Origin of the sequence: Microbacterium sp. ZOR0019 (genome assembly GCF_000800925.1) — a bacterium.
Taxonomy (GTDB): Bacteria; Actinomycetota; Actinomycetes; order Actinomycetales; family Microbacteriaceae; genus Microbacterium; species Microbacterium aurugineum.
Map to the genome: position 1 here is coordinate 1 of NZ_JRKC01000050.1, position 22,692 is coordinate 22,692.

Sequence of the window (22,692 nt, forward strand, 5' to 3'; positions counted from 1 at the left end):
GGAAGCGCTCCGCGATGGCGCCCAGCGCCGACTCGCACGCCGACTCGGGCTCGCCGCACACGCCGGCGCGGACGAGGTCGCCGACGCGGCCTCCGACCGGCTTCGGATCCCGCGCGGCACCCTGCAAGCCCTGTTGGCCGGCCCCCTGCCCACCGACGACGCGGCCCTGATCGATCTCGCACGCCGACTCGACGACCTCGAGGCTGCGGTGGAGTCGAGCACGCGCAGTGCGAGACGCGACGAATGATGAACGAGCCGAACCTTCCATCCACCCCAGAGAAGCCGAGGGAACCCCGTGACCGTTGAGAATCACCCCGCCGACGACGCCGCGCTTCGTCAGGCCATGCATCGGGTCCGCACAGAGGTCGACAAGGCCGTCGTCGGCCAGGCCGGCACCGTCACCGGCCTCTTGGTGTCCCTGCTCGCGCGGGGCCATGTCCTCCTCGAGGGTGTGCCTGGGGTCGCGAAGACGCTGGTGGTCCGATCCTTCGCTCGAGCGCTCGGCCTCGACACGAAGCGCGTCCAATTCACACCCGACCTGATGCCGGGCGACGTCACCGGTTCGCTCGTGTACGACGCTCGCACCGGTGAGTTCGACTTCCGGGCCGGGCCCGTCTTCACCAACATCCTGCTTGCGGACGAGATCAATCGCACGCCCCCGAAGACGCAGGCCGCGCTTCTCGAGGCCATGGAGGAGCGCCAGGTGTCGGCCGACGGAGTGAGTCGTCCTCTGCCGGATCCCTTCCTCGTCGCAGCGACCCAGAACCCTATCGAGCACGAGGGCACCTACTCACTGCCCGAAGCACAGCTGGACCGCTTCCTGATGAAGCTCGTCGTCGGCATGCCCGAACGCGATGCCGAGCTCTCGGTGCTGCGCCGCCACGCCGACGGCTTCTCCCCCCGCGAGCTGACGGGTATCGACCCCGTGGTCTCGCCGGACGAGATCCGTGCCGCACAGGAGCGCGCGGCAGCGGTCGAGGTCACCGACGACGTCCTCGGCTACGTCGTAGACCTCGCGCGCGCGACACGCCAGTCCCCCTCGGTCGAGCTCGGGGCCAGTCCCCGCGCCTCGACGGGGCTGCTCGCGGCGGCCAAAGCCTGGGCCTGGCTCAATGCCTCCTCCGCGGTGACCCCCGACCACGTGCAGACCATGCTGGTTCCGGTCTGGCGCCACCGGCTCCAGCTGCGGCCGGACGCCCAGATGGAAGGGGTGTCGGCCGATGCGGTCCTCACTTCCGTGGTGCAGCAGACCCGGGTGCCGATCTAGGTGTTCATCACCGGCCGGCTCACCATCGCCCTCGCCGTGGGCGTCCTCCCGCTCGTCCTCATCGGACTGGCGGGCTATCCGGCGTACCCCGCCCTCGGGGCCTGGATCGGCCTGTGCGTGCTGCTGGTCGCGCTGGATGTCGCTCTCGCCGCGAACCCCCGATCGGTGACCGTGAGCCGCCGGGTGCCCCAGCGAGCTCGTCTGGGCGAGCAGGTCCCGGTGAGCGTCGCCGTCCACAACCACGGCACCAGGACACTGAACGGCGTGATCCGCGACGCCTGGCAGCCCACGGCCGGCGCTCCCGCCGAACGCCAGCACCTGCGTGTGGCGCAGGGGGAACGCGCCCGGGTCTCGATCACCCTCCGCCCCCGGCGACGTGGGGAACTGGTGAGCGAGTTCGTGATGATCCGCTCGCGCGGCCCGCTCGGCCTCGCCGGGCGACAAGCGCGACACGTCGTCCGCGGCGCGATCCGGGTGCTGCCTGCCTTCTCCTCACGCAAACACCTGCCCTCGCGCCTCGCACGGTTGCGCGAACTGGACGGCAACACCAGCATCCAGGTGCGCGGTCAGGGAACCGAGTTCGATTCGCTGCGCGAATACGTACGGGGTGATGACGTGCGCTCGATCGACTGGCGGGCCACGGCTCGAGCCGGAACGACGATGCTGCGCACGTGGCGTCCTGAGCGCGACAGGCACGTGGTCATCATCATCGACACGGGCCGCACAGCCGCTGCCCGAGTCGGGGACGGCACCCGTGTCGATGCCTCCCTCGAGGCCGCTCTGCTCCTCGCCGCGCTCGCCTCCCGTGCCGGCGATCACGTGCACCTGCTCCTGTACGACCGCGTCGTCCGTGGCAGGGTGACCGGTGTCGACGGCAGCGCGCTGCTCCCGGCGATGACCGACGCGATGGCCCCCGTGCACGCACGCCTGGTCGACACCGACTGGCACGGTGCCTTCGCCGCAGTCCGCTCGCTCACCACACGACCGTCGCTGATCGTCGCGCTGACCGCGCAGGATGCCGCAGAATCGGCGCGCGGCTTCCTCGGGGCCTTCCCGCGGGCGTCACGGGCGACGACGGTCCTCGTCGGTTCGGTGACGGACGACGGCATCGGTGCCCTGGCCCGAGAACGCGGTTCCCGGGAAGAGGTGTACCTCGCTGCCGCGGCCGAACGCACCCTCCGTGACGCGGAGAACGTCGCCGACGCGATCCGCAGAGCCGGTGGAGAGGCGATCGCCGCCGACCCGGAGGAACTCCCCCCTCGCATCGCGGATCGCTACCTCGAACTGAAGGCCGCAGGACGCCTCTGACCTGTGCCGTGCCCGTGCACTGAGGGCGATCAGCCGGAGATGAGCCGCGGAGTCCCTGCCTCGTACTCGACGAGGTCGCCGGTCTCCCCCGCCCGGTGCGCACGCCCTCCGATGACGAGCATGTAGATCAGGAACACCGCGAGCGCGGCCGCACCGATCCCGATCTTCACCGGCCATGGGAGACCCCAGCCGGTCACGAAGCCCTCGACGAGCCCCGACAGGAACAGCGCGAAGATGAGTCCGATCGCGACCGTGGCGAGTGCCCTCCCCTCCTCGGCGAGAGCCTCCCCGCGGGTGCGGTGCCCGGGAGCGACCCAGGCCCAGAAGATGTGCAGCCCCGCGGCGCCGGCGACGAAGATGCAGGTCATCTCGAGCATGCCGTGCGGGAGGATGTAGAGCACCATCAGATCGGCCTTGTCGTGCGCCGCCATGATCGCGCCGGCAGTGCCGATCCCCATCGCGTTCTGCACGAGCATGTAGACGGGCCAGATCCCGGTGACGCCGAACAGCACGCACTGCATCGCGATCCAGGCGTTGTTCGTCCACACCATGCCCATGAACGTGGCCGCGGCGTTCTCGGTGTAGTAGCCCGTGAAGCTCTCGTCCGCGTACTGCTCGAGGGCGTCGGGCGGACCGAGGGTCGCGATCAGCGCCGGGTCGCTCGCGATCCATGCGGCTGTGCCGACCGCGACGGCGATGAAGGCGACCGCGATCACCAGAGTGGTCCATCGCAGGCGATAGAGAGCGGCAGGAAGCTGCAGTCGGAAGAACCGTGCCGTCTGGGTGAGGATGCTGTCGGACGCGCCGGTGAGGCGGAGCCGGGCTCTCACGAGGATCGTGGACAGGTACGCACCCTGCGGCGAGTCGCCGACCGAGGTCTTCAGTTCGGCGAGGTCGGCCGACGCGGCGCGGTAGCGGACGATGAGCTCATCCACTCCGGCGCCGTCGAGTCGGGCGCGGCTGAGTTCGTCGAGCCGTTCCCACTCGGCACGGCGTGCATCGGTCAACGCGTCGGCATCCACCTGATTTACTGTACTCATGTCCACCCCGATCGACGTCTCCGACGAGGTGCTCTCCGGCGAAGCCGTCGCCATCGATGTGCAGCCGGTCGGCTTCCTGCTGCGCGCTCTCGGTGCCGCCATCGACATGCTCCTCGGATACGCCGTGTTCGCGCTGTGGCTCTTCCTGCGCATCTGGCTGCTGAACGCCGGCGTGCTCGACGATGCCACCGACCGCATCGCGACGGTCGCGGCGATCGTGGTCAGCTTCGTGGTGCTGCCGATCACCATGGAGGTCGCGCTCAAGGGCCGCAGTCTGGGCAAGCTCGCGATCGGCGGACGCATCGTCCGCGTGGACGGAGGCGCCGCCGGATTCCGCCATGCCTTCATCCGCGCGCTCATCGGCGTGCTGGAGATCTACATCACGTTCGGCGGCATCGCCGTGCTCACGGGCGCCTTCACGGCGCGGTCCCAGCGGCTGGGCGACCTCGTCGCGGGGACCTACAGCCAGCGCGTCCGCACTCCGGCCCTCATCTCGCACGCCCCCGTGCTGCCCCCGGCGCTGGCCGGGTGGGCGCAGATCGCCGACGTCGCGCGAATGCCCGACCGGCTGGCTCGGCGCATCTCGCAGTTCCTGGTGAGCGCTCCGCGGATGATCCCCGCCGCGCGGGCCCGCGTCGCGCAGGAATTGCTGACGGAAGCGACACCGTTCGTGTCGCCGGTGCCGCCCGTGTCACCCGAGCAGGTTCTCGTCGGCATCACCGTGCTACGCCGCGAACGGGAGCGCCGAGCGCTGGAGAACGCCGACCGCCGCGCCGAACGGCTCACCGGACGTCACGTCGGCGTCTGAGTCCCGCCGGAGGACGAGCTCCGACGCGGACGAGCGCCGACGCGGACGCGGTCAGTAGCGGTAGTGCTCGAGCTTGTACGGCCCCTCGACCGGCACGCCGATGTATGCGGCCTGCGCGGCGCTGAGCGTGGTCAGCTGCACCCCCAACGCGTCGAGATGGAGGCGGGCCACCTTCTCGTCCAGGGACTTGGGAAGCACGTACACGCCGATCGGGTACGCCTCGATGTTCGTGTAGAGCTCGAGCTGCGCCAGAACCTGGTTCGTGAAAGACGCACTCATCACGAAGGACGGGTGGCCGGTGGCGTTGCCGAGGTTCATCAAGCGGCCCTCGCTGAGCACGAGCACACTGCGCCCGTGGGGCAGACGCCACTCGTGGACCTGCGGCTTGATCTCGATCTTCTCCGCGCCGTCGAGGGCTTCCAGACCCGCCATGTCGATCTCGTTGTCGAAGTGCCCGACGTTGGCGACGATCGCCAGGTGCTTCAGCGCCAGCATGTGCTCGGTCGTGACGACATCGCGGTTGCCGGTCCCGGTCACGACGATGTCGACCTCGCCCGCGACGTCGAGCAGACGCGCCACCTGGAAGCCGTCCATGGCGGCCTGGAGCGCGCAGATCGGATCGACTTCACTGACGATGACCCTGGCGCCCTGTCCACGGAGGGCTTCTGCCGCCCCCTTGCCGACGTCGCCGTACCCGCAGACGAAGGCCACCTTGCCGCCGATGAGCACGTCGGTCGCGCGGTTGAGCCCATCGGGGAGGGAATGGCGGATTCCGTACTTGTTGTCGAACTTGCTCTTGGTCACCGAGTCGTTGACGTTGATCGCCGGGAACAGCAGATCTTCGGAGGCGGCGAGCTCGTAGAGACGATGCACGCCCGTCGTGGTCTCTTCCGTGACCCCGATCAGCCCTGCGGCGAGCGCCGTCCAGCGATCGCTCGACTCCGCGAGGGAGCGGCGCAGGAGGTCGAGGATGATCGAGTATTCCTGTGAGTCGGTTTCGGTCGGTGCAGGTACTGCTCCGGCCTTCTCGAACTCGACGCCCTTGTGCACGAGCAGAGTCGCATCGCCGCCGTCGTCGAGGATCAGGTTGGGTCCGTCGAACCCGCTCGACGACCAGTCGAAGATCCGCGCCGTGCAGGCCCAGTACTCTTCGAGGGTCTCCCCCTTCCAGGCGAAGACGGGCACGCCTGCCGGGGCGTCGACGGTGCCTTCGGGACCCACGACGACGGCGGCGGCCGCCTCGTCCTGCGTGGAGAAGATGTTGCAGCTCGCCCACCGGACCTCGGCGCCGAGGGCCACGAGCGTCTCGATGAGGACTGCGGTCTGCACCGTCATGTGGAGCGAGCCCGCGATCCTGGCGCCCTTCAGCGGCTGAGCACCGCCGAACTCCTCCCGGAGTGCCATGAGTCCGGGCATCTCGTTCTCCGCGAGCCGCAGCTGGTGACGGCCGGCTTCGGCGAGGGAAAGATCGGCCACACGGTACTCGAGCTCAGGCATGCGCTCATTCTTCCATCCTGTCGGCCCCTCACGACCGTGTGTGTCAGAAGCGGATCGCGTCGATCACCTTCACCCGTAGAGCGACGAGCGCGGGGATGAACCCCGACACGGCGCCCACGACGACCGAGGCGATGAGTCCGACCAGCGCCGCCCTCATCGGGAACGGCGGGACGTCCTGGATCCCGTAGAACATCGTGGTCACGATCCAGTCCGATCGCAGGACGGCGACGACGATCGCGATCCCGATGATTCCGGCGACGGTCGTCGCGACGAGGCTCTCGAGGAAGACCGAGAAGAACACCCGGCCCGAACTGGCGCCGAAGGCGCGTCGCACGCCGATCTCCCGCACGCGCTGCCGCATCGCCACGAGCTGGATGTTGATCAGGCTGAGAGCGCCGAGGGCGAGGATCAGCGAGGCGATTCCTCCCGTGATCATCTCGAAGGTCGCCTGGACGTCCAGGGCTCCTGGCTGCGCCGCCCAGTCGGTGCGACTCACCGAGATCGTCTGCCCCTCGGGCAGCCCCGCGCGTAGATCCATCGCCAGCACCGGGCCGATCTGATCGGCCTGGTCGACACCGACCCACACCTCGTACTGCGTCGAGACTTCCGCGGGCAGAGCGTCCACTCTGTCGCGATAGTCGTCGTACAGCAGATCGACCCGCAACTCCTCGTCCCCGAAGCCCTGCCGGGGAACGATGCCGATCACCTGATAGGTGCCGCCTGCCGCGCCGCCGAACTCGACCGTGGGGTGCTGAGACAGCGGCACCCTCCCCAGACGGTCCCAGAGCGCCTCCGTGATCACGACCGGAGGTGCCATCGCCTCCAGGTCGGAGTCGAGGAACCAGCGTCCCTCCAGGAGCTTCTCGCGATGAATCTGTGGGAATGCCGGGTCCATGATGCGCGCGGGGACCGGGGTGACGCCCTCGGGAAGATGCACATCCAGCATGACGCCCTGCGCGATCCGGGTGGTGTGACTGAAGCCGAACCGCTCGGACACCCGGGTGAAGCGATCGTCGAATTCGTCGGCGTCGATCGGCGTGCCGTCGGCCGTGCTCGCCGAGACGGCGATGGTCGCGGCGCGTCCGCCCCACCGGTCGGACTGCTCCGCCTGGAACTGGCGCTGGTACTCCGAGATCGCCACGACCGCGGTGAGCGCGCCGACCGAGACGGCGATGCCGATCAGGCTCAGCAGCACGCGCAGCTTGTGGACGCGGATTTCCGCCCAGGCGTCGGAGAGCGCGCCGAGGAACCCGGTCACGAGACGGACTCCGCCACCGCGGGTGTCCCCTCCGAGGGCACGGACGCCGCGAGCGTCGAAGCCTCGAAGGCGCGGCCCAGGTCCACCGGTTCCAGGCGTCCGGCGTCCAGGCGGTAGTGCCTGCGTGCGCGCGCGGCGACGTGCAGGTCGTGCGTGATGGTGACGAGCGCCGCATCGGTCTCGGTGGCGACCTCGTCGAGAAGGGACATCACGGAGGCCCCGGTATCGATGTCGAGGGCGCCCGTCGGCTCATCCGCGAGGATCAGGACGGGCTTCCGCACCAGCGCCCTGGCGATCGCGACCCGCTGCTGTTCACCCCCGGAGAGCTTGTCGGCGATCTGGTCGACGCGATGGCCGAGGCCGACACGCTCGAGCATGTCCGCGGCGATCTGTCTGCGGTTCCAGAACATCCGGCCCTTCGCATGTCCGAGAGGCATCGTCACGTTGTCGAGCGCGGTGCGCCCGGGGAGCAGATTGAACTGCTGGAAGACGAAGCCCACGTTGTCGCCACGCAGCCGATCGAGGCGCCCCGATCGCATCCGGCGCACTTCACGCCCTTCGAAGGAGACGGAACCGGAGGTCGGCGCATCCAGCATCCCGAGGATGTTGAGCAGCGTCGACTTGCCGGAACCCGAGCGCCCGACGATCGACACGTGGTCCCCGGCGCCGACTTCCACGGTGATACCGCGAAGGATCTCGAGCCGCGAGTCGTCCGGGAGGAGAACGCTCTTCGCGACGTCCTCGAGAGCGACGAGGCTCACCAGCTCATCCCGCTGTCGCACTGTTCGACCCCCGGCGACACTTCGTAGCAGAACTCCTCGACGGGGGCGACGAAACCGGGCACGAACTCGCGGATGCTGTCGCCTTCCGCCAGTCCCTCCGTGACCTCGACGATCACCCCGTCATTGACTCCGAGCGTCACCGTGCGCTCCTCCGGCTCGGAGCCGTCAGCCGCGTCGACCCAGACCGTGCCTGATCCGGCACCGCCCTGCACCGCGGTGACCGGGACCACGAGTGCGTCGTCGACCTGGCCGAGGGCGAGGTCGAGGGTCGCGGGAAGCCCGGCGAAGACCGTCTGGTCCTTCGGGATGGCGCACCGCACGCTGGCTGTCCCCTCTGCCGAGACCTGGACGCGCACGCCGGTGCACGCGAACGGGGCCGGTCCGCCCGTGATGGTGATCGTGGCCTCGCTCGGCGCGTTCACGAGACGATACAGCTGGACCGGGTCGACGGTCGCCAGCAGGTGGTAGCGCGCGGGCGTGAGCTTGTACGTCTCGGTACCGACGGACGTCGTCTGCCCCTTCACGAGAGCGATCTCCGACACGTCGCCGGCTTCGGGGGCGAGCACGTCGATGTCCTTCCGGGGATACTCCTGACGAACGGTGAAGAGCTTCTGACCGGCGCTCACCGCCGCGCCTTCGCTCACGTGGACGGCCGTGACCGTCCCGTCGAGTTCGCTGCGCACCCCGAAGGTCTCGTCGCGAGCGATGTTGCCGGTCAGGGTCAGAGCATTGATGACCGAACCACGTTCCACGGCGATGATCGGGTCGGTGATCCCGGCATCAGGGCTGACGATGGTCTCGGCCCTGTCGGGGAAGAAGGCGATCTTGACGAGCGCGGCGGCGCACGCACCGAAGACCACGACGAGAAGCAGGGGGAAGATCCAGCGACGCCAGACGATCACGAGTGCCTTTCCGGCTGCGCCGCCCTGGCACGCCTCGGGACAGCGTATCCAGGCGCAGGCGTTCTCCTGGGGCGGCGGACACCGCGTGTCCGGCCCGAACGGGCGCCGTCAGACGCGGAGGGCTTCGTCAGACGCGGAGGGCTTCGTCAGACGCGGAGGGCTTCGTGGCGGACGACGAGCCAGCCGGCCGGGACCGAGAGTCGATCCGCGTGCGGCGAGCAGAGGTCGTGGGCCTGAGGGTCGTTCGCGGCACCGAGCGGTCCGAGCGCCGCCATCTGGTCGCCATAGTCATAGGTGAGGGTGGCCACGGCTTCTCGCACGCAGCCGACCTTCGAGCACAGTCGTCCGTCCATCTCCGCCAGCGTACGGCTGCCGTCCGTCGACGCTCGGGATGCCGCGCCGCAGACGCGGACACCACCTAGACTTTCGTCATGCCCCGTCGTCGCAATGCCCACACCTCCGCCGCCCCTCGGCGCGGTGCCCGGCACGGACGTCACGGACGTCTGGGCCGCAGCGAGGTCGTACGGCCTCCCCTCGCGCCTCTCGACGGGCGCCTGGACCGATTCGACCTCACGGTCGGCACGGCGGTCGAGTTCCTCCGCGGAACCTGGCCGGAGCTGCAGGAGGTGCGTTTCGAGATCGGGGCGATCCCGGGTTTCGACGCGACCGACGAGGTTCCACGCTGGTACCTCGACCGTGAGAACCGACGCATCGTGCTGTTCCGCCTGCCCATCGAACGGTTGCTTCCCCCGGGTCACGACGACGCGCCGCATCGGCGGATGGCGATCGAGAGCGCCGTATTCCGGGCCGCCGCCGAGTACGTCGGTCGCGAGCCGTGGGATCTGGGCCACGAGCACTGACCTTTCCCCGCGGGAGATCAGGGGTAGACCGTGATCGCCTTCTCCACGCCGGCGCTGGCCTGCACGGGTGACACGGCGATCGCTCCCGGGGCGGTGAGGGCCAGGGCGGCGCGAATCGAGCCGTCCGTCCTCATCCGGTAGGTGGCGCCGGGATCGACTTCCACGCCGAGCGACTCGCCTGCGGCGATGACCATCTCCTCGGGCAGACCCCCGTCCGACGTCTCGAGGGTCACGGTCACATCCTGATCCGACGTGTTCGCGAGCTGGACCCGGGGCGCCGGTCCCGACGGCACGGCGAACAGGACATCGCCCTCGATCTCGGGCGCCGGGGTGATCCAGGCGAAGTCGGAGTCGCGACCGAAGCCGTCCTGCTCCCGGAGCGCGGCCACGACCGGAGCGTCCGAAACGACGTCGACCGTGTACGAACCCGGTGCCAGGCCGGTGAGCGCGACCTGCGCGGGCAGGTCGGCTTCGACGGGGACCGAGAACTCATCGACCACGGCGGACGATCCCTCGGCCCGCACCCGGACCTGCACCCGAGCATCCACTCCCGGTGACAGCACTCGGAGGACGGCCATCTCGGCATCGTCCCCTGCGGACGCGAAGACTTGGACCCCGGCCAGCACGAGGTTCTCCTGCGGGCCCGCGACGGCGTCCTGCAGGTCGATACCCGCCGGGTCGAGGACCTGCACGAGGGAGGATTGGAGGACGGCACGGACGGGTGCCCCCACTGCCCCGACGCGAACCACCGGCGTGGTGTTCCCCGCCGCGATCGACGTCAGTGGGAGCGCGGTCTGCGTGCGAGCGGGCACGATCACGGTGCGCGCGCTCCTCGTCTCTCCATAGACCGAGAGCGTGACGGTCGACGGCACCTCGGCCGCGTTCGTCAGGATCACGATGTCTTCGGTGCCGGTCGCGGTGCTGCCGCCCACGAGCCACGAGTCCAGCTTCGGCACACCGCAGGGGGCGGCCGCGTATCCGGCGAGATCCTCCGTCGCGATGCTGACCGACTCGGCGGCGGCGATCAACGGAGCAGTGCGTCCTTCCACGGTGCCGGTCAGTACGCGGACCTCGCCGGCATCCGGCACATCCTTCACGGCGAGACCCTCGGACGCAGGGTCTCCCGCAGTTCCGCCGAGGGTCACGCTCGGCCGCGCGGCGGACGACATGCTGAGCGGATCGATCGCGTCGCGACCGAGCGCACGGAGGTCCCCGTTGCAGACGAGCACGCTGTCGCCGGGAAGGGGCGTGACCTGCATCTGGGCCGCGTCGTGGCTGATGCTCGGCCAGGGCGCATGCACCGCCGCAGCGACCCCTGCCACACAGGCGACGATGACCACGCCTCCCGTGACCAGGCGCGCACTGGTGGCGGCGACGCGGATTGCGCGTGAGCGGCTCATCGGTCTCCCTCCACGGACCTGTCGGGGCCGTCCTCATCAGCGCCTGCCGGTGGGGACGCGTCGTCCGCTGCGGCAGCCTCATCGCCGCTCGGCTCGGGGTCGGGCTCAGGTTCAGCGATCGGCACCAGCGCCTCGTCGTTCAGGGCAGCGGCATCCTGCGGCTCCTCGAGAGCGCCGACCGGGGGCTGCTCCTCGAGATCGTGCCGGTCCTCCGCATGCCGCGGAAGCACCAGAGGCTCATCCGGAGCGCGCCCGACGATCCGGGACTGCGCGCGCGCCGCGCGGCGCGAGGCGCGCGTGGGGATCGACAACAGCAATGCGGCGAGCACCGCCATCAGCTGGAGCGTGAGGACGAGCCTGACCGTCCCCTGCTGAGCGGCGCTGAGGGCAGGAGAGGCCGCAGCCTCCGCCTCCAGCCGCCAGAGCACCCCGCGATCCGTGCGGCCCGCATGCACGAGCCCGGGCCGCTGATCGATCGAGGCGATGGCCATGGCACGGAGGGCACGCGCCTTGTCTCCGTCGCTGCCGGCGCCCTGAGCGACCAGCACGTAGCTGATCCCCTTCACCGCCAGCTCACCCGGCGCATCGAACTCGCGAGCGGACAGCAGGTCCACCGCGAGGGTGGAGACGTCCGCCCCCTGCGGTTCCGTCGCCGTCGAGGTCATGGTCGTCTGCGACCCCAAGGTCTTGCTCGCCCCCCGGACGACCTCGACCGCGAGTCCGCCGTCGTTCTTCGGGGTGAGGACGAGCGTCGCGACGTCGCGATCACCCGCTGCCTGGGCTGCGACGTAGGCGGGCAGAGTGGATTCGGGACCGTTCGTGAGGAGGGAGCGATCCGTGTGGAAAGCCGTGAGCGCCGGGACCGCGCAGACCGCCAGGGACAGGGCCGCGACGGTCGCTGCGACACCTCTCAGGCGCGGCGCCGTGATGGCCGTGTCCAGCGTGACGAGCGCAGCGCCGAGCACCCCGATCCAGGCCAGGCTGAGGCCTGCCCCCGGCCAGATCGCCACTCCAGCGCCCTGGTCGAAGCTCACGGTGACGCCCACGGCGAAGAAGGCGGTGGCGAGGCCGGTGACCGCGACGACGAGAAGCGTGATCCCCGCCCGCCACCGCGGCGCCAGGGCGGAACCCAGAGCGAGGAGGGCGGTCGGGGCACAGAGGACCCAGACCCAGGGCGTGACTGCTTCGGGCGCGAACGATGCCCACCCGGCGAGGTCCGTGGTCGGGAAGCCCATCGCGAGGGCCAACCTCCCCGCGGCGTCGGCTGAGGCCTGCGAGCCCGCCCAGATCAGACCGGGGTCGCCCAGGACACCCCACGGCGTCCCGTGCGCGAACTGCCAGAAGACGAGGGGGGCGAACAGCGCCACCGTCGGCACCGGCAGCCAGAGCAGACGCGCGGCCCCCCGGAACTGCGCCGTGCCGAGCACGATGCCGAGCGCCATGACCCACAGCAGGACCAGCGCGGGCGCCAGCGAGGGCGCGCACGCGAGGACGGCCGCGAGCAGCAGCGACGCGCTGCCGGCGGCTCCCCACGATCGGTGGGCGACCACGGCGGTGTGGAAGAGCCAGGGAAGGAGGAGATGTGCGAGGACGGCGCTCGGACGCCCCTCTACGAGCGCCGTGAGGAACGGAGGGGTGAGCGCCCAGGCGACGCCGGCGAAGATGCGCAAGCCCGACCGGTCGGTCACCCGAGTCGCGGCGAACCATCCCCCGAGGACGGCGAGCGGGAGGGCGAGCATCCACAGGAGCACCATCGCGAACGACGGACCAGCAGGCCACAGGGTGCCGAGCACCGCCACGATCGCTGCGAACGGATCGGCAGGTCCGATGAGGTCGACGGCGGTGCCCCGCAGGCCCCAGGCCGCGTCGCTCCACAGCGCGGCGACGGTCTGACGGAGCGGGAGCAGTCCGCCGCCGCCGAGTGCCGGCCACGCCAGGAGGGTGGTGAACGAGGCGATGCTGACGACGAGCGCCCCGAGCACGGCCCACGCTCCCCCTCCGGAGAAGAAGCGCAGTTCGCTGACCGCGCCGCCCTCGCTGCCGTGCCCGTCGTCGAGGTGCCGACGCAGATCCGAGGAGGTGATGCGCAGCGGCGCGATGCTCGCCCACGTCGACGTTCGGAAGGCGCGGATGCGCGACCTCGATCGCGCGATCGCTCCGAGGCGGATCATCGCGGTGAGCGCTGCCCCCCATTCAGGGAGCACGGCCTCGGGCCGCTTGCCGATGAGGTGGGTGAGGGAGCGCCACAGCGCGAGCGGAAGCAGGCTCAGCCAGTGCAGCGGCACCGCCGCGGCGGGAGCGTAGGCCAGGCGTCGATGCAATTGGGCGAGCCGCGTGACGTACGCCCGGCGCGACCGCCCGGACGGCAGCGCCGCAGGACCGCCGGGAGCGGCCGAGATTCGTGCGCTCGGTGCGAGTACGACGCGGCCACCGCCGAGGCGTGCCCGCACCCCGAGGTCGAGTCCCTCATCGGCGCCGGCGAGAGCGGGGTCGAGACGCAGAGCATCGCGGACTTCGCCACGGATGAGGATGCCCCGCACATCCGACCCGAGAGCGTCATCCATGCGATCGTGCTGGCCCTGGTCGAGTTCGCCGGCCGCGAGCTCGACCGAGCGGCCGAGAGCCGTCATCGTCACCCCGAGGGAGACGATCTCGCGGTCGTTGTCGGTCGCGACGAGCTTGGGCGCGATGATCGCCGCGGAGGGCGAGCGTTCCAGCGTTCCGCGAAGACGCTCCAGTGCGCGCGGATGCGGGGCCGTGTCCTGGGCGAGCAACCAGATCGCTGAGTCGTCGAGCACCCGCGGCCGAGCGAGGTCGACCGCCTCGGCGAAGGAAGTACTGGCGCGTGCCTCGATGATGCCCTCGACCGTCGCGGCGACCGCTTCGCTCTCCCGCATCGAAGACGAATCCCCGCAGACGACGAGCGTCACGGCGTCCGCGGGTGCGGTCTGGGATCGCACGGCGTCGAGAGTGCGGAGGAGCTGCGCGCGGGAGGCGGATCCGGGGCGCGCGACGATGATGGCGTGAACTCGGGCTGGCATGTCCTCGTCAGCCTATGCGCGGGTCCGGCGGCGCTGGAGCAGCCCGTGCGGCGCGCCCGCGAAGCCGTGCCACGCGGAGACGATGCGGACGATCAGCTGGCGCGGCGCTTGAGCTTGCGGCGTTCGCGCTCCGAGAGACCGCCCCAGATGCCGAAGCGCTCGTCGTTGTTGAGCGCGTACTCGAGGCACTCGCTGCGGACGTCGCACGTCGTGCAGATGCGCTTGGCGTCCCTGGTGGATCCACCCTTCTCAGGGAAGAACGCCTCCGGGTCCGTCTGCGAGCAGAGTGCGTCGCTCTGCCAGGCGAGGGCGTTGTCATCGTCGGATGCTTCGGTCCGTCGAACCCCGGGAACACCGAGGTTGATCGGATCGACGAACCAGTTCTCCGGTACGTCGGAACGGTATCCCGTCATCTCGATCTCCAACCCTGTCTCCGCCCCCCGGCGGGCCGTGCTCATGACTAATTACACCCGTGTCATTCGCTCCGGTCAAGTCGCGGATCGTAAACCCTCAAGCGGCTCTTTAAGGTTCTTGAGGGTCGATCGGCGTGTCGCGCGGTCGGGTCTGCTCAGCGCCCGGGGCTCGCGATGAAGACCTCGCCGACGCCGGAAACGGTGAGGGTGTCTTCGTCGGCACTCGCGAACGCCGCTGCACCGACCACGACGTCGATTCGCTCGCCGTCCGCAGAGGCGACGGCGACCTGCCCGCCCGTCGCGAGCACCATCGTCGGCCCGGACACGTCGAGGGCGACGGGGGTACCGTCGAGCTCGATCCTCGTGAGCGCGAAGTCGGGCACCGGAACCGGATACGCCGTGACTCCGCCGTCACCGTGGGGGCGCAGCACCGGAACCTCACCGGGAGTCGCGTCGAGGATCGCGAGCAGTTCGGGGACATCGATGCGTTTCGGGGTGAGCCCGCCCCGCAGCACGTTGTCGCTCGCCGCCATGATCTCCACCCCGAGTCCGGACAGGTACGCGTGGAGCAGACCGGCGCGCAGGAACACCGCCTCGCCGCGTCGCAGGACGACGTGGTTCATGAGCAGCGCGACCACGACGCCCGGATCCCCCGGATAGTTCTCGGCGACGCTCGCGATGGCACGGAGCGTCGTCCCCCACTCCCCCGTGTCACCGTCTCCACGCACGGACGCGGCCACGACGGCCGAGATGATGTCGTCGACCGCAGCGTTCGCTCCGCCCCCGAGCAGCCAGCCGATCGTGTCCCGAAGGGAATCGTCGCCGGCGCCGAGTCGGTCGCGCAGCTGAACGACGCCCTCGCTGTCGTCGAGCAGCCCCAGCAGCGCGAGTGTCTCGTCGACCGGACGAAGACCGCTCAGCGACTCGAACCGCTCGCTGAGGGCGACGATGAGCTCGGGCTTGTGGTTGTCGTCCCGGTAGTTGCGCCGCGGATCGTCCGCGGCGAGTTCGCTCTCGCGCTCCCAGCCCGCGCGTGCCTGCGCGATCGTCGGGTGCACCTGGATCGACAGCGGACGCCCGGCTGCGAGGAACTTGAGCAGGTACGGCAGGGTCCCGCCGGTGACCTGATCGAGGGTTCCCCCTCCGGCGACATCGGCCGGATCCCCGGGGTGGTCCCCGAACCAGACCTCGGCCTCCGGCGCGCCTGTCGGCGTGCGCCCTTCGAGTCCGGCGAGGAGGGAGTCGGATCCCCACGCGTAGTCGCGGGGAGCATTCGTGAGGCTCAGCAGCATGGTCCCAGCGTAGGGTGCACTGCGGCGTTCAGCGACGCGCCGAGCGCGGCGCGGTAGCCTGAACGCGATGGCCCAGTACACCAAGCACCCGGTGGCAGCCCCGCCGACACCGCCGGAGCGCGAGTCGACGGGGCATCTGATGCTGCGCGGCTACGTGATCCTCGTGCTGATCGTGACGTTCGCGCACACCGCGGTGTACAACCTCGTCGGCATGGAGGGGGCCGGTGCCACTCTCGTCGCCTTCACACTCGCGACGCTGGCCATCGGCGTCCCGATGCTGGCCCGCAATCACCCGCAGCCGTTCCGCTGGCGGCGCCTGCCCTGGACGGCGATCGGCTACACGGCGTTCGCCCTCCTGTCCGTCGCCTGGTCGCAATGGCGGGGGCCGACTCTGATCACCTGGTTCCTCCTCGCCGCGGTGACCGTCAACGGCCTCTTCATCGCGCACGTGCTCACCTGGCATGAGATCGTGCGGGCCCTCTCCTCCGCGTTCAAGTGGATCCTCGGCCTCTCGCTCGCCCTCGAGCTGTGGGTCTCACTCGTCCTGCACAGTCCGCTCCTGCCGAATTTCGCGACGTTGCCGGACGGCCGGATCGACCCGCAGCTCTACTGGGTGCGCGACAACCTCTTCGACGGCGGCAGGATCCAGGGGATCGTCGGCAATGCGAACGTGCTCGCGATCATCTCGCTGTTCTCGATCATCACCTTCGGAGTGCTGTTCGTCGCCCGCGCGCGCTGGCGCACCACGCTCGCGCTCTGGATGCTCCTCGCGGCATACTTCCTGTTCCGCACGTCCTCCGTGACCGCGTTCATCTGCGCAGCCGCGACCTTGGTCGTCCTCGTGGTCGCACTCCTCATGCGTCGCGCCCGCACCCCCGGCGCACGCACGCGCATCTACGTCGTCGCCATCGGCGGGACGGCTCTGGCCGCGGCCGTGGTCTGGCTGCTTCGAGAGCCACTCCTCGGCCTCGTCGGCCGCACCTCCGATCTCACCGGACGCTCCGATCTGATCTGGGCGAAGGTCCTGGAGCGGGTCCGCGAGCACCCGATTCTCGGCAACGGCTTCTCCAGCCCCTGGATCCCCACCGACCCGTCGTTCGATCACTGGATCACCGATCACGGCATCACCGTCTTCCACGCGCACAACATGTGGCTCGATGTCCTGTTCCAGCTCGGCGTCGTCGGCGTCATCCTGATGGGCGTGGCGTACCTGAGCCTGTTGTGGCGCTCGTGGTTCTTCGCCGTCGATCGTCCCCGGTGGGACCTCGATTCCGCGCGCCCCTTCTCTCCGCTGACTCTGCTGCCCAGCCTGTTCACCGTGGTCCTCCTCGTCCAGGGGTTCGCCGAGTCGACGCCGATCATGCTGTGGGGCTGGATGCTCGTGGTGCTCCTGTCGTTCAAGCTGAAGTCGGTCCCGCTGGTCGGGGTCGGCGAGCGCGACCTCGTGTTCGAGCGCGGTGCCCGGCAACGGCGGGTTCCGTGACGTCGTCGCGCCCCCTGGTGCGGCTGCTCGGATCGGTCGAGCTGGCTCGCGCCTTCGCCCTCGCCACTCTGACCACGGTCTTCGCCTCGTACGCGATCGAGCGGATGACGTCGAAGGTCACGCTGGCCACCATCATCACGGTGCTCTGCCTCCTGGGCGCGGCGATCCTGTGGGTCCGACGGGACGAGCTGTCCCTCCTCCGGATCGCCCCGTCGTCACTCATCGCCTTCCTCGGCTGGGCTCTGGTGAGCCTGGTGTGGACGACGGACCGCTCGGACACGCTGTTCGGCTGGATGTCGCTGTTCGGTTACGCGTTCCTCGCGATCACGATCGGCCACATCCGCGACACCCTCCAGACCGTTCGCGCGATCGGCGACACCCTGCGCGCCCTCCTCGCCGTCTCGCTGGGACTCGAGATCCTGTCCGGCATCCTCCTCGATCTCCCGTTCACCTTTCTCGCCATCCAGGGAAACCTGGCGGAAGGCGGTCCGATCCAGGGCCTGTTCGGCAGCCGCAACATGCTCGGGTTCATCGCGGTCATCGCCCTCATCACGTTCGTCATCGAGTGGCGCACGCAGTCCGTGAACCCGCCGCTCGCCGTGGTCTCGATCGGCCTCGCCGGTTCCCTGGCCTTCCTCTCGGCATCGCCGACCGTGCTCGTGCTCGCCGTCGCCGTGGGCACCGTCACGCTCGCACTGACGATCGTGCGACACACGTCACCCGCGCGGCGCAACATCGTGCAGCTCGTCCTCGGGATCCTCGTGACCCTGACGCTCGCGATCGCGTTCGCGCTGCGCCACCAGATCATCGCGCTGCTGGACGCCGGATCGGACTTCTCGATCCGCGCGTCTCTGTGGAACACGATCCTCGACTTCGTCGCCGTCAGACCGATCAACGGGTGGGGATGGTTCGGTGAGTGGGCCCGTGGCGAATACCCGTTCACCTTCATCAACTTCCAGCTGGACGACCATCACCAGAGCGCACTGAACGCGTTCTTCGATGTGCTGCTCCAGCTCGGCGCGGCCGGTCTGGTGCTGTTCCTGTTGCTGGGCGGCGTCGCACTGATCCGCTCCTGGCTGGTGGCCAGCGTGCGACGATCCGTCGTCTACGCCTGGACGCCGATCATGCTGGTGACGTTGGCCGTCGACTCGATGTTCGAGAGCTTCACGCTGGTCGGCGCCGGGTGGTTCATGCTGGTGCTCTGCGCGCTGCGCGCCGGACAATCGCGGTCCTGGCGCGAGAACATCGACGCTGTGCACACGGGCGCGATCCCGACGCTCCGCCCACAGGAGTGACCGCGCACAGGGGCGTCTGAGGGCGCCGCGGCGCCCTCAGCTCAGCGAGCGCAGCTTCTCGGCCCAGGCGATCGCGTCGCGCACACCGTCGTCGACCGAGCGCTCGGCACGCCAGTCCAGCACCTCGGCCGCGCGGTCGACGATCGCGTAGGCACCCGCCTGGTCACCGGGGCGGCGATCGGTCTCGATCACCGCGAGAGGTTCACCGGTGACGCGTTCGAACGCGGCCACGAGCTCTCGGACCGTCACACCGTCGCCGGTGCCGAGGTTGATCACCTGGTACGGCTCATCGTGGGTGGCGACATCGTCGAACTTCTGAACCGCCGCGACATGTGCCAGAGCGAGATCCCAGACGTGGATGTAGTCGCGGAGACCCGAGCCGTCGCGTGTGGCCCAGTCGGTTCCGGTGATCGTGAAGGGCTCTCCGGACGCTCTGGCCTGCATGATCTTTCCCAGCGCGTGCGAAGGAGTCGGATTCTGCAGGCCGGTGCGCAACTGCGGGTCGGCTCCGATCGGGTTGAAGTACCGTAGCGCGATCGCGCGGAAGTCGCCGGCGTTCGCTGCATCGTCGAGAATCTGCTCGACCATCGCCTTGCTCGTGGCGTACGGGCTCGCCGGCGCCAGTCGGCCGGCCTCATCCACGCCGTCGCCGCCCTCACCGGCGTACACCGCCGCCGAGGAGCTGAACACGATGCGAGGGATGCTCGCGTCCCGCAAGCGCTGGAGAAGGACGATCGTCTTGCCGACGTTCGCCTCGTAGTACCCGAGAGGGTCGGCGACGGATTCCGGGACGACGATGCGTGCGGCGCAGTGGATGACCGCATCGATGTCGGGGTGATCGGCCAGAAGTCGGTCCACCACGGCGACGTCGGCGATGTCGCCGACGTACAGATCGCGCCCCTCACCGAAGGACCGGAGCCCGCGGGAGAGGTCGTCGAGGAGGACCACATCGAGACCCGCCTCGATGCACGCCGTCGCGATGGTCGAGCCAATGTAGCCGGCGCCGCCGGTGATCAGTACCTTCATCGCGGCCAGTCTAGTCAGGGCATCCGAAGCGTCTGAGGGAGACTCTCCGGAGATGCAGAGGTCATCGACGGTAGGCTACTCACTGCTCGTCGAGTCCCGCGCTGTCCGCTGACAGCGGCCTGCGGCATCAACATCGGAGAACCTCCCAGTGGCCCACGTCCTTCAGAACGTCGTCTTCCCACTTGATCGCGACCCCGACCTCCTTCCGCTGTATGCCGATCCGGAGACGTGGTCCGTGATCGAGGACGAACCCGTCCGCGTCTCGAACCGCGCACACCTGGGGAACATCCTGGCCAGGAATCGTGCCCGTATCGTCGCCGGACGTCGCGTGTCGATGGGGACGTACTTCAATGCCTTCCCCGCGTCTTATTGGCAGCACTGGACGAGTGTCCGCCAGGTTCAGCTCACCGTGCGCACCACCGGCCCGGCGACGATCCTGGTGTACCGCTCCAATGGATCCGGCGTCCGTCAGCGCGTCGCCACGCGCGAGGTCACTGGCGAAGCGTCGACCTCGTTCGACCTCGAGCTCACGCAGTACAGCGACGGCGGGTGGATCTGGTTCGACATCGTCGCGGATGAGAAGCCGGCCGTGCTCGAAGGCGCGGAGTGGACCACCGAACAGGAGCCCGCTCGCAGGGGCAAGGCCTCTCTCGGGATCACCACCTACAACAAGCCGGACTATTGCGTCGAGACCCTCCGCGCGCTGGCCGCGTCGCCCGACGCGCTGGAGTTCATCGACCGCATCTTCCTGATCGACCAGGGCACACAGATCGTGGCCGAACAAGATGGCTACGACGACGTCGCGGAGAGCCTCGGCGAGACGCTCCAGGTGATCCGCCAGGACAATCTGGGCGGCTCGGGAGGATTCGCCCGGGCGATGCACGAGACGCTGCAGCGTCCGGAGAGTGATTTCGTGCAGTTGCTCGACGACGACGTCCGTCTCGAGCCGGAGTCGCTGCGTCGATCCATCGTGTTCGGTCAGTACGCGACCTCTCCTGTCCTGGTCGGCGGTCACATGTTCGATCTGCTCGACCGCCCGAAGCTGCACGGCTGGGCGGAAGTCGTCGACGAGGGCCCCTTCATGTGGCGCAACCTCTATCAGGACAGGATGCCGCATGACTTCGGGGTCTCGAACCTGCGCCAGTCGACGCTCCTCCACATGCGCATGGACGCCGACTACAACGGCTGGTGGATGTGCCTGATCCCCCTCGACGCGATCAGGAAGGTGGGCCTGTCGCTCCCCGCCTTCATCAAGTGGGACGACGCAGAATTCTGCCTCCGCGCGGGGGAAGCCGGCTTCCCCACCGTGTCGATGCCGGGCGTTGCCCTCTGGCATGTCTCCTGGGTCAACAAGGACGACACCATCGACTGGCAGGCCTACTTCCACGCCCGCAACCGCATCGTCGCCGGGCTCCTGCATTCCAACGCCCCCCGCGGCGGGCGGTTGATCCGGCACAGCCGACGCGTCGACCTGAAGCACCTCATGATGATGCAGTACTACCCTGTCGCCCTCCGTGCGCAAGCTCTGCGCGACGTGCTCTCCGGCCCGGACCACATGCGGCAGAACCTGGGCACGGCCATGCCGGAGGCCCGCTCTCTCGCCGCCGAGTACCCCGAGACGGTCGTGCACCGCGATCCCTCCGCCGTCCTGCACTCGCGGCACGGCAGACAGGTCTACAAGCAGCTGTCGAAGAATGACCTCGACAGCCCCAAGGGCATGAGGTTGCGCTGGTTCACGCTGTCGACCCTCGTCTCCCACTGGATGCACCGGCCGGAGCCGGCGAACATCGCGCAGCCCGAGGTCGAGTTCGGCAAGGAGGACGCGCACTGGTGGCGCGTCCCCGCGTTCGACAGTGCCCTGGTGAGCGCCGCAGACGGATCCGGCAAGAACATCTACACCCGCGACCGCGCGAAGTATCGGCGCATGCTTCGCGACACGATGCGACTGCATGCGGAGCTCCGTCGCCGATGGCCCGAATTGCAGCAGCAGTACCGTCAGGCGTTGCCCGATCTCGTCTCCCCCCAGTCCTGGCAGAAGATCTTCGAGGAGAAGGCATGACCGCGGCGCCCGCTGCATTCGACCCGAAGGCCGCCACGATCGTCATCGTCACCTTCAACCGTTCCCACCTTCTCTCTGGCCTGCTCACGAGCATCACCGCGATGGACCCCAAGCCGGGCCACGTCGTGATCATCGACAACGCCTCGGCTGACGACACCACCGACGTGGTCGAGTCGTTCCGCGATGACATCGGGACCGAGATCGTGTACCGACGTCTGGAGACGAACACCGGCGGCTCGGGGGGCTTCAGCGAGGGCATGCGCACCGCATACGACCTCGGCTCCGAGTGGATCTGGATGATGGACGACGACGTCGAGGTCCTTCCCGAGGGGCTCGCGAGGATGGGAGCCTGGAGCAGCCGGTTCAAGAGCATCCAGGGCCGTCGATTCGACTACGACGGCAGCGAGTTCTACTGGCAGTACCGCATCGCCGAGCGCATGGGCATCCCGATTCCGTTCGCTCCTTCCGCCTTCGATGAGAGCGGATACAAGGAGATGAACAGCGGTTGCTTCGAGGGCATGTTCATCCACCGCTCGCTGGTGCAGCAGATCGGTCTGCCCGATCCGCGCTTCTTCATCTACTGGGACGACCAGATGTACGGCTGGTTGGCATCGCGTCTGACCACCGCGGTCATCGTCGATGAGTTCGTGCTGCGCCGCACGCGGGAGATCAAGCAGTGGGACATGGGCATCCGCCACATGAACGCCTCGAGCAACGCGTACCGGTACTACATCATGCGCAACCGCGGTTTCATCAAGCAGTATTACCGGGTCCACGGCGTCTACAACCCGCTCCTCTTCGGCCTCGGCACCACGGCGACGTTCTTCAAGGAGCTCATCCGCCTCGTCTTCGTGGAGCGGACCGTACGCGGCACCAGCAACCTCTTCCGCGGCATCCGTGACGGCGGCAAGGTCGGCCGCGACCGCAGCTGGCAGCCGATGGCCCCCTTGGAGGCGTGACG

At 69.1% G+C, this 22,692-nt stretch carries 19 protein-coding genes and 1 pseudogene; 9 read left to right on the plus strand and 11 right to left on the minus strand.

Translation table 11 applies throughout. The features are described from left to right. The 3 genes and pseudogenes from L978_RS18940 to L978_RS10445 all read left to right on the plus strand — a co-directional run. Positions 1-247, plus strand: a pseudogene (locus tag L978_RS18940) (DUF4350 domain-containing protein); the annotation flags it as partial. A 96-nt stretch (positions 248-343) separates the two neighbouring features. Next, positions 344-1,267 (plus strand): AAA family ATPase, encoded by a 924-nt coding sequence (locus L978_RS10440; RefSeq protein ID WP_227992070.1) that lies wholly within the window; start codon positions 344-346, stop codon positions 1,265-1,267. Beyond that, positions 1,268-2,575: a DUF58 domain-containing protein gene (locus L978_RS10445; RefSeq protein WP_047523005.1), complete on the plus strand. Its 1,308-nt coding sequence runs from the start codon at positions 1,268-1,270 to the stop codon at positions 2,573-2,575. 29 nt (positions 2,576-2,604) lie between these two features. Here L978_RS10445 and L978_RS10450 read toward each other — a convergent pair whose 3' ends face one another. Continuing rightward, positions 2,605-3,597, minus strand: a complete 993-nt coding sequence (locus L978_RS10450) for a stage II sporulation protein M (RefSeq protein WP_047523006.1) — start codon at positions 3,595-3,597, stop codon at positions 2,605-2,607. Positions 3,598-3,613: 16 nt separating this feature from the next. Here L978_RS10450 and L978_RS10455 point away from each other — a divergent pair, with 16 nt between their 5' ends. Further along, positions 3,614-4,423 carry an RDD family protein gene (locus tag L978_RS10455; RefSeq protein ID WP_047523007.1) on the plus strand — a complete coding sequence of 270 codons (810 nt, stop codon included), beginning with the start codon at positions 3,614-3,616 and terminating at the stop codon, positions 4,421-4,423. A 51-nt stretch (positions 4,424-4,474) separates the two neighbouring features. On the opposite strand, the gene ahcY is transcribed toward L978_RS10455, so the two are convergent. The 5 genes from ahcY to L978_RS10480 form a co-directional block, all read right to left on the minus strand. After that, positions 4,475-5,920: an adenosylhomocysteinase gene (gene ahcY / locus L978_RS10460; RefSeq protein ID WP_047523008.1), complete on the minus strand. Its 1,446-nt coding sequence runs from the start codon at positions 5,918-5,920 to the stop codon at positions 4,475-4,477. A 43-nt stretch (positions 5,921-5,963) separates the two neighbouring features. Next, the gene (locus L978_RS10465; protein WP_047523009.1) at positions 5,964-7,178 is read right to left on the minus strand and encodes an ABC transporter permease; all 1,215 of its coding nucleotides are present in this window, start codon (positions 7,176-7,178) and stop codon (positions 5,964-5,966) included. Then, positions 7,175-7,939, minus strand: a complete 765-nt coding sequence (locus tag L978_RS10470; RefSeq protein WP_047523078.1) for an ABC transporter ATP-binding protein — start codon at positions 7,937-7,939, stop codon at positions 7,175-7,177. Before L978_RS10470 ends, L978_RS10465 begins: the two co-directional genes overlap by 4 nt. Then, positions 7,936-8,862, minus strand: coding sequence for an efflux RND transporter periplasmic adaptor subunit (locus L978_RS10475; protein ID WP_047523010.1), 927 nt, complete (start codon positions 8,860-8,862; stop codon positions 7,936-7,938). Before L978_RS10475 ends, L978_RS10470 begins: the two co-directional genes overlap by 4 nt. A gap of 146 nt (positions 8,863-9,008) precedes the next feature. Beyond that, the gene (locus tag L978_RS10480; RefSeq protein ID WP_047523011.1) at positions 9,009-9,215 is read right to left on the minus strand and encodes a DUF3499 family protein; all 207 of its coding nucleotides are present in this window, start codon (positions 9,213-9,215) and stop codon (positions 9,009-9,011) included. A gap of 78 nt (positions 9,216-9,293) precedes the next feature. On the opposite strand from L978_RS10480, the gene L978_RS10485 reads away from it, so the two are divergent. Beyond that, positions 9,294-9,722 carry a hypothetical protein gene (locus L978_RS10485; protein WP_231555040.1) on the plus strand — a complete coding sequence of 143 codons (429 nt, stop codon included), beginning with the start codon at positions 9,294-9,296 and terminating at the stop codon, positions 9,720-9,722. Positions 9,723-9,739: 17 nt separating this feature from the next. Here L978_RS10485 and L978_RS10490 read toward each other — a convergent pair whose 3' ends face one another. The 4 genes from L978_RS10490 to manA all read right to left on the minus strand — a co-directional run bounded on the left by L978_RS10490 (position 9,740) and on the right by manA (position 15,868). Beyond that, positions 9,740-11,122: a DUF5719 family protein gene (locus tag L978_RS10490; RefSeq protein WP_047523012.1), complete on the minus strand. Its 1,383-nt coding sequence runs from the start codon at positions 11,120-11,122 to the stop codon at positions 9,740-9,742. Beyond that, positions 11,119-14,163 (minus strand): glycosyltransferase, encoded by a 3,045-nt coding sequence (locus L978_RS10495; RefSeq protein WP_081997009.1) that lies wholly within the window; start codon positions 14,161-14,163, stop codon positions 11,119-11,121. The genes L978_RS10490 and L978_RS10495 overlap by 4 nt, the downstream gene beginning before the upstream one ends. A gap of 92 nt (positions 14,164-14,255) precedes the next feature. Then, a complete protein-coding gene (locus L978_RS10500; protein WP_081997016.1) occupies positions 14,256-14,576 on the minus strand; it encodes a WhiB family transcriptional regulator in 321 nt (106 codons plus the stop codon). Positions 14,577-14,731: 155 nt separating this feature from the next. After that, entirely contained in the window at positions 14,732-15,868 is a 1,137-nt protein-coding gene (gene manA, locus L978_RS10505; protein ID WP_047523013.1) for a mannose-6-phosphate isomerase, class I, read from the minus strand. A 67-nt stretch (positions 15,869-15,935) separates the two neighbouring features. Between manA and L978_RS10510 the strand changes: the two genes are divergently transcribed. Then, positions 15,936-17,351 (plus strand): O-antigen ligase family protein, encoded by a 1,416-nt coding sequence (locus L978_RS10510; protein WP_047523014.1) that lies wholly within the window; start codon positions 15,936-15,938, stop codon positions 17,349-17,351. Next, positions 17,348-18,646, plus strand: a complete 1,299-nt coding sequence (locus tag L978_RS10515; protein WP_047523015.1) for an O-antigen ligase family protein — start codon at positions 17,348-17,350, stop codon at positions 18,644-18,646. Before L978_RS10510 ends, L978_RS10515 begins: the two co-directional genes overlap by 4 nt. A gap of 36 nt (positions 18,647-18,682) precedes the next feature. On the opposite strand, the gene galE is transcribed toward L978_RS10515, so the two are convergent. Continuing rightward, positions 18,683-19,672 carry a UDP-glucose 4-epimerase GalE gene (gene galE, locus L978_RS10520; protein WP_047523016.1) on the minus strand — a complete coding sequence of 330 codons (990 nt, stop codon included), beginning with the start codon at positions 19,670-19,672 and terminating at the stop codon, positions 18,683-18,685. 148 nt (positions 19,673-19,820) lie between these two features. Between galE and L978_RS10525 the strand changes: the two genes are divergently transcribed. Continuing rightward, entirely contained in the window at positions 19,821-21,731 is a 1,911-nt protein-coding gene (locus L978_RS10525) for a glycosyltransferase (RefSeq protein ID WP_047523017.1), read from the plus strand. Beyond that, positions 21,728-22,690: a glycosyltransferase gene (locus tag L978_RS10530; RefSeq protein ID WP_047523018.1), complete on the plus strand. Its 963-nt coding sequence runs from the start codon at positions 21,728-21,730 to the stop codon at positions 22,688-22,690. The genes L978_RS10525 and L978_RS10530 overlap by 4 nt, the downstream gene beginning before the upstream one ends. Positions 22,691-22,692: the final 2 nt, after the last annotated feature.

Bases quoted from the DNA above. Each gene is read 5' to 3' on its own strand.
- L978_RS10455 (WP_047523007.1), top strand. From the start codon at position 3,614: ATGTCCACCCCGATCGACGTCTCCGACGAGGTGCTCTCCGGCGAAGCC.
- L978_RS10480 (WP_047523011.1), bottom strand. From the start codon at position 9,215: ATGGACGGACGACTGTGCTCGAAGGTCGGCTGCGTGCGAGAAGCCGTG.
- galE (WP_047523016.1), bottom strand. From the start codon at position 19,672: ATGAAGGTACTGATCACCGGCGGCGCCGGCTACATTGGCTCGACCATC.
- L978_RS10440 (WP_227992070.1), top strand. From the start codon at position 344: ATGCATCGGGTCCGCACAGAGGTCGACAAGGCCGTCGTCGGCCAGGCC.
- L978_RS10510 (WP_047523014.1), top strand. From the start codon at position 15,936: ATGGCCCAGTACACCAAGCACCCGGTGGCAGCCCCGCCGACACCGCCG.
- manA (WP_047523013.1), bottom strand. From the start codon at position 15,868: ATGCTGCTGAGCCTCACGAATGCTCCCCGCGACTACGCGTGGGGATCC.
- L978_RS10530 (WP_047523018.1), top strand. From the start codon at position 21,728: ATGACCGCGGCGCCCGCTGCATTCGACCCGAAGGCCGCCACGATCGTC.
- L978_RS10490 (WP_047523012.1), bottom strand. From the start codon at position 11,122: ATGAGCCGCTCACGCGCAATCCGCGTCGCCGCCACCAGTGCGCGCCTG.
- L978_RS10500 (WP_081997016.1), bottom strand. From the start codon at position 14,576: ATGACGGGATACCGTTCCGACGTACCGGAGAACTGGTTCGTCGATCCG.
- L978_RS10495 (WP_081997009.1), bottom strand. From the start codon at position 14,163: ATGCCAGCCCGAGTTCACGCCATCATCGTCGCGCGCCCCGGATCCGCC.
- ahcY (WP_047523008.1), bottom strand. From the start codon at position 5,920: ATGCCTGAGCTCGAGTACCGTGTGGCCGATCTTTCCCTCGCCGAAGCC.
- L978_RS10485 (WP_231555040.1), top strand. From the start codon at position 9,294: ATGCCCCGTCGTCGCAATGCCCACACCTCCGCCGCCCCTCGGCGCGGT.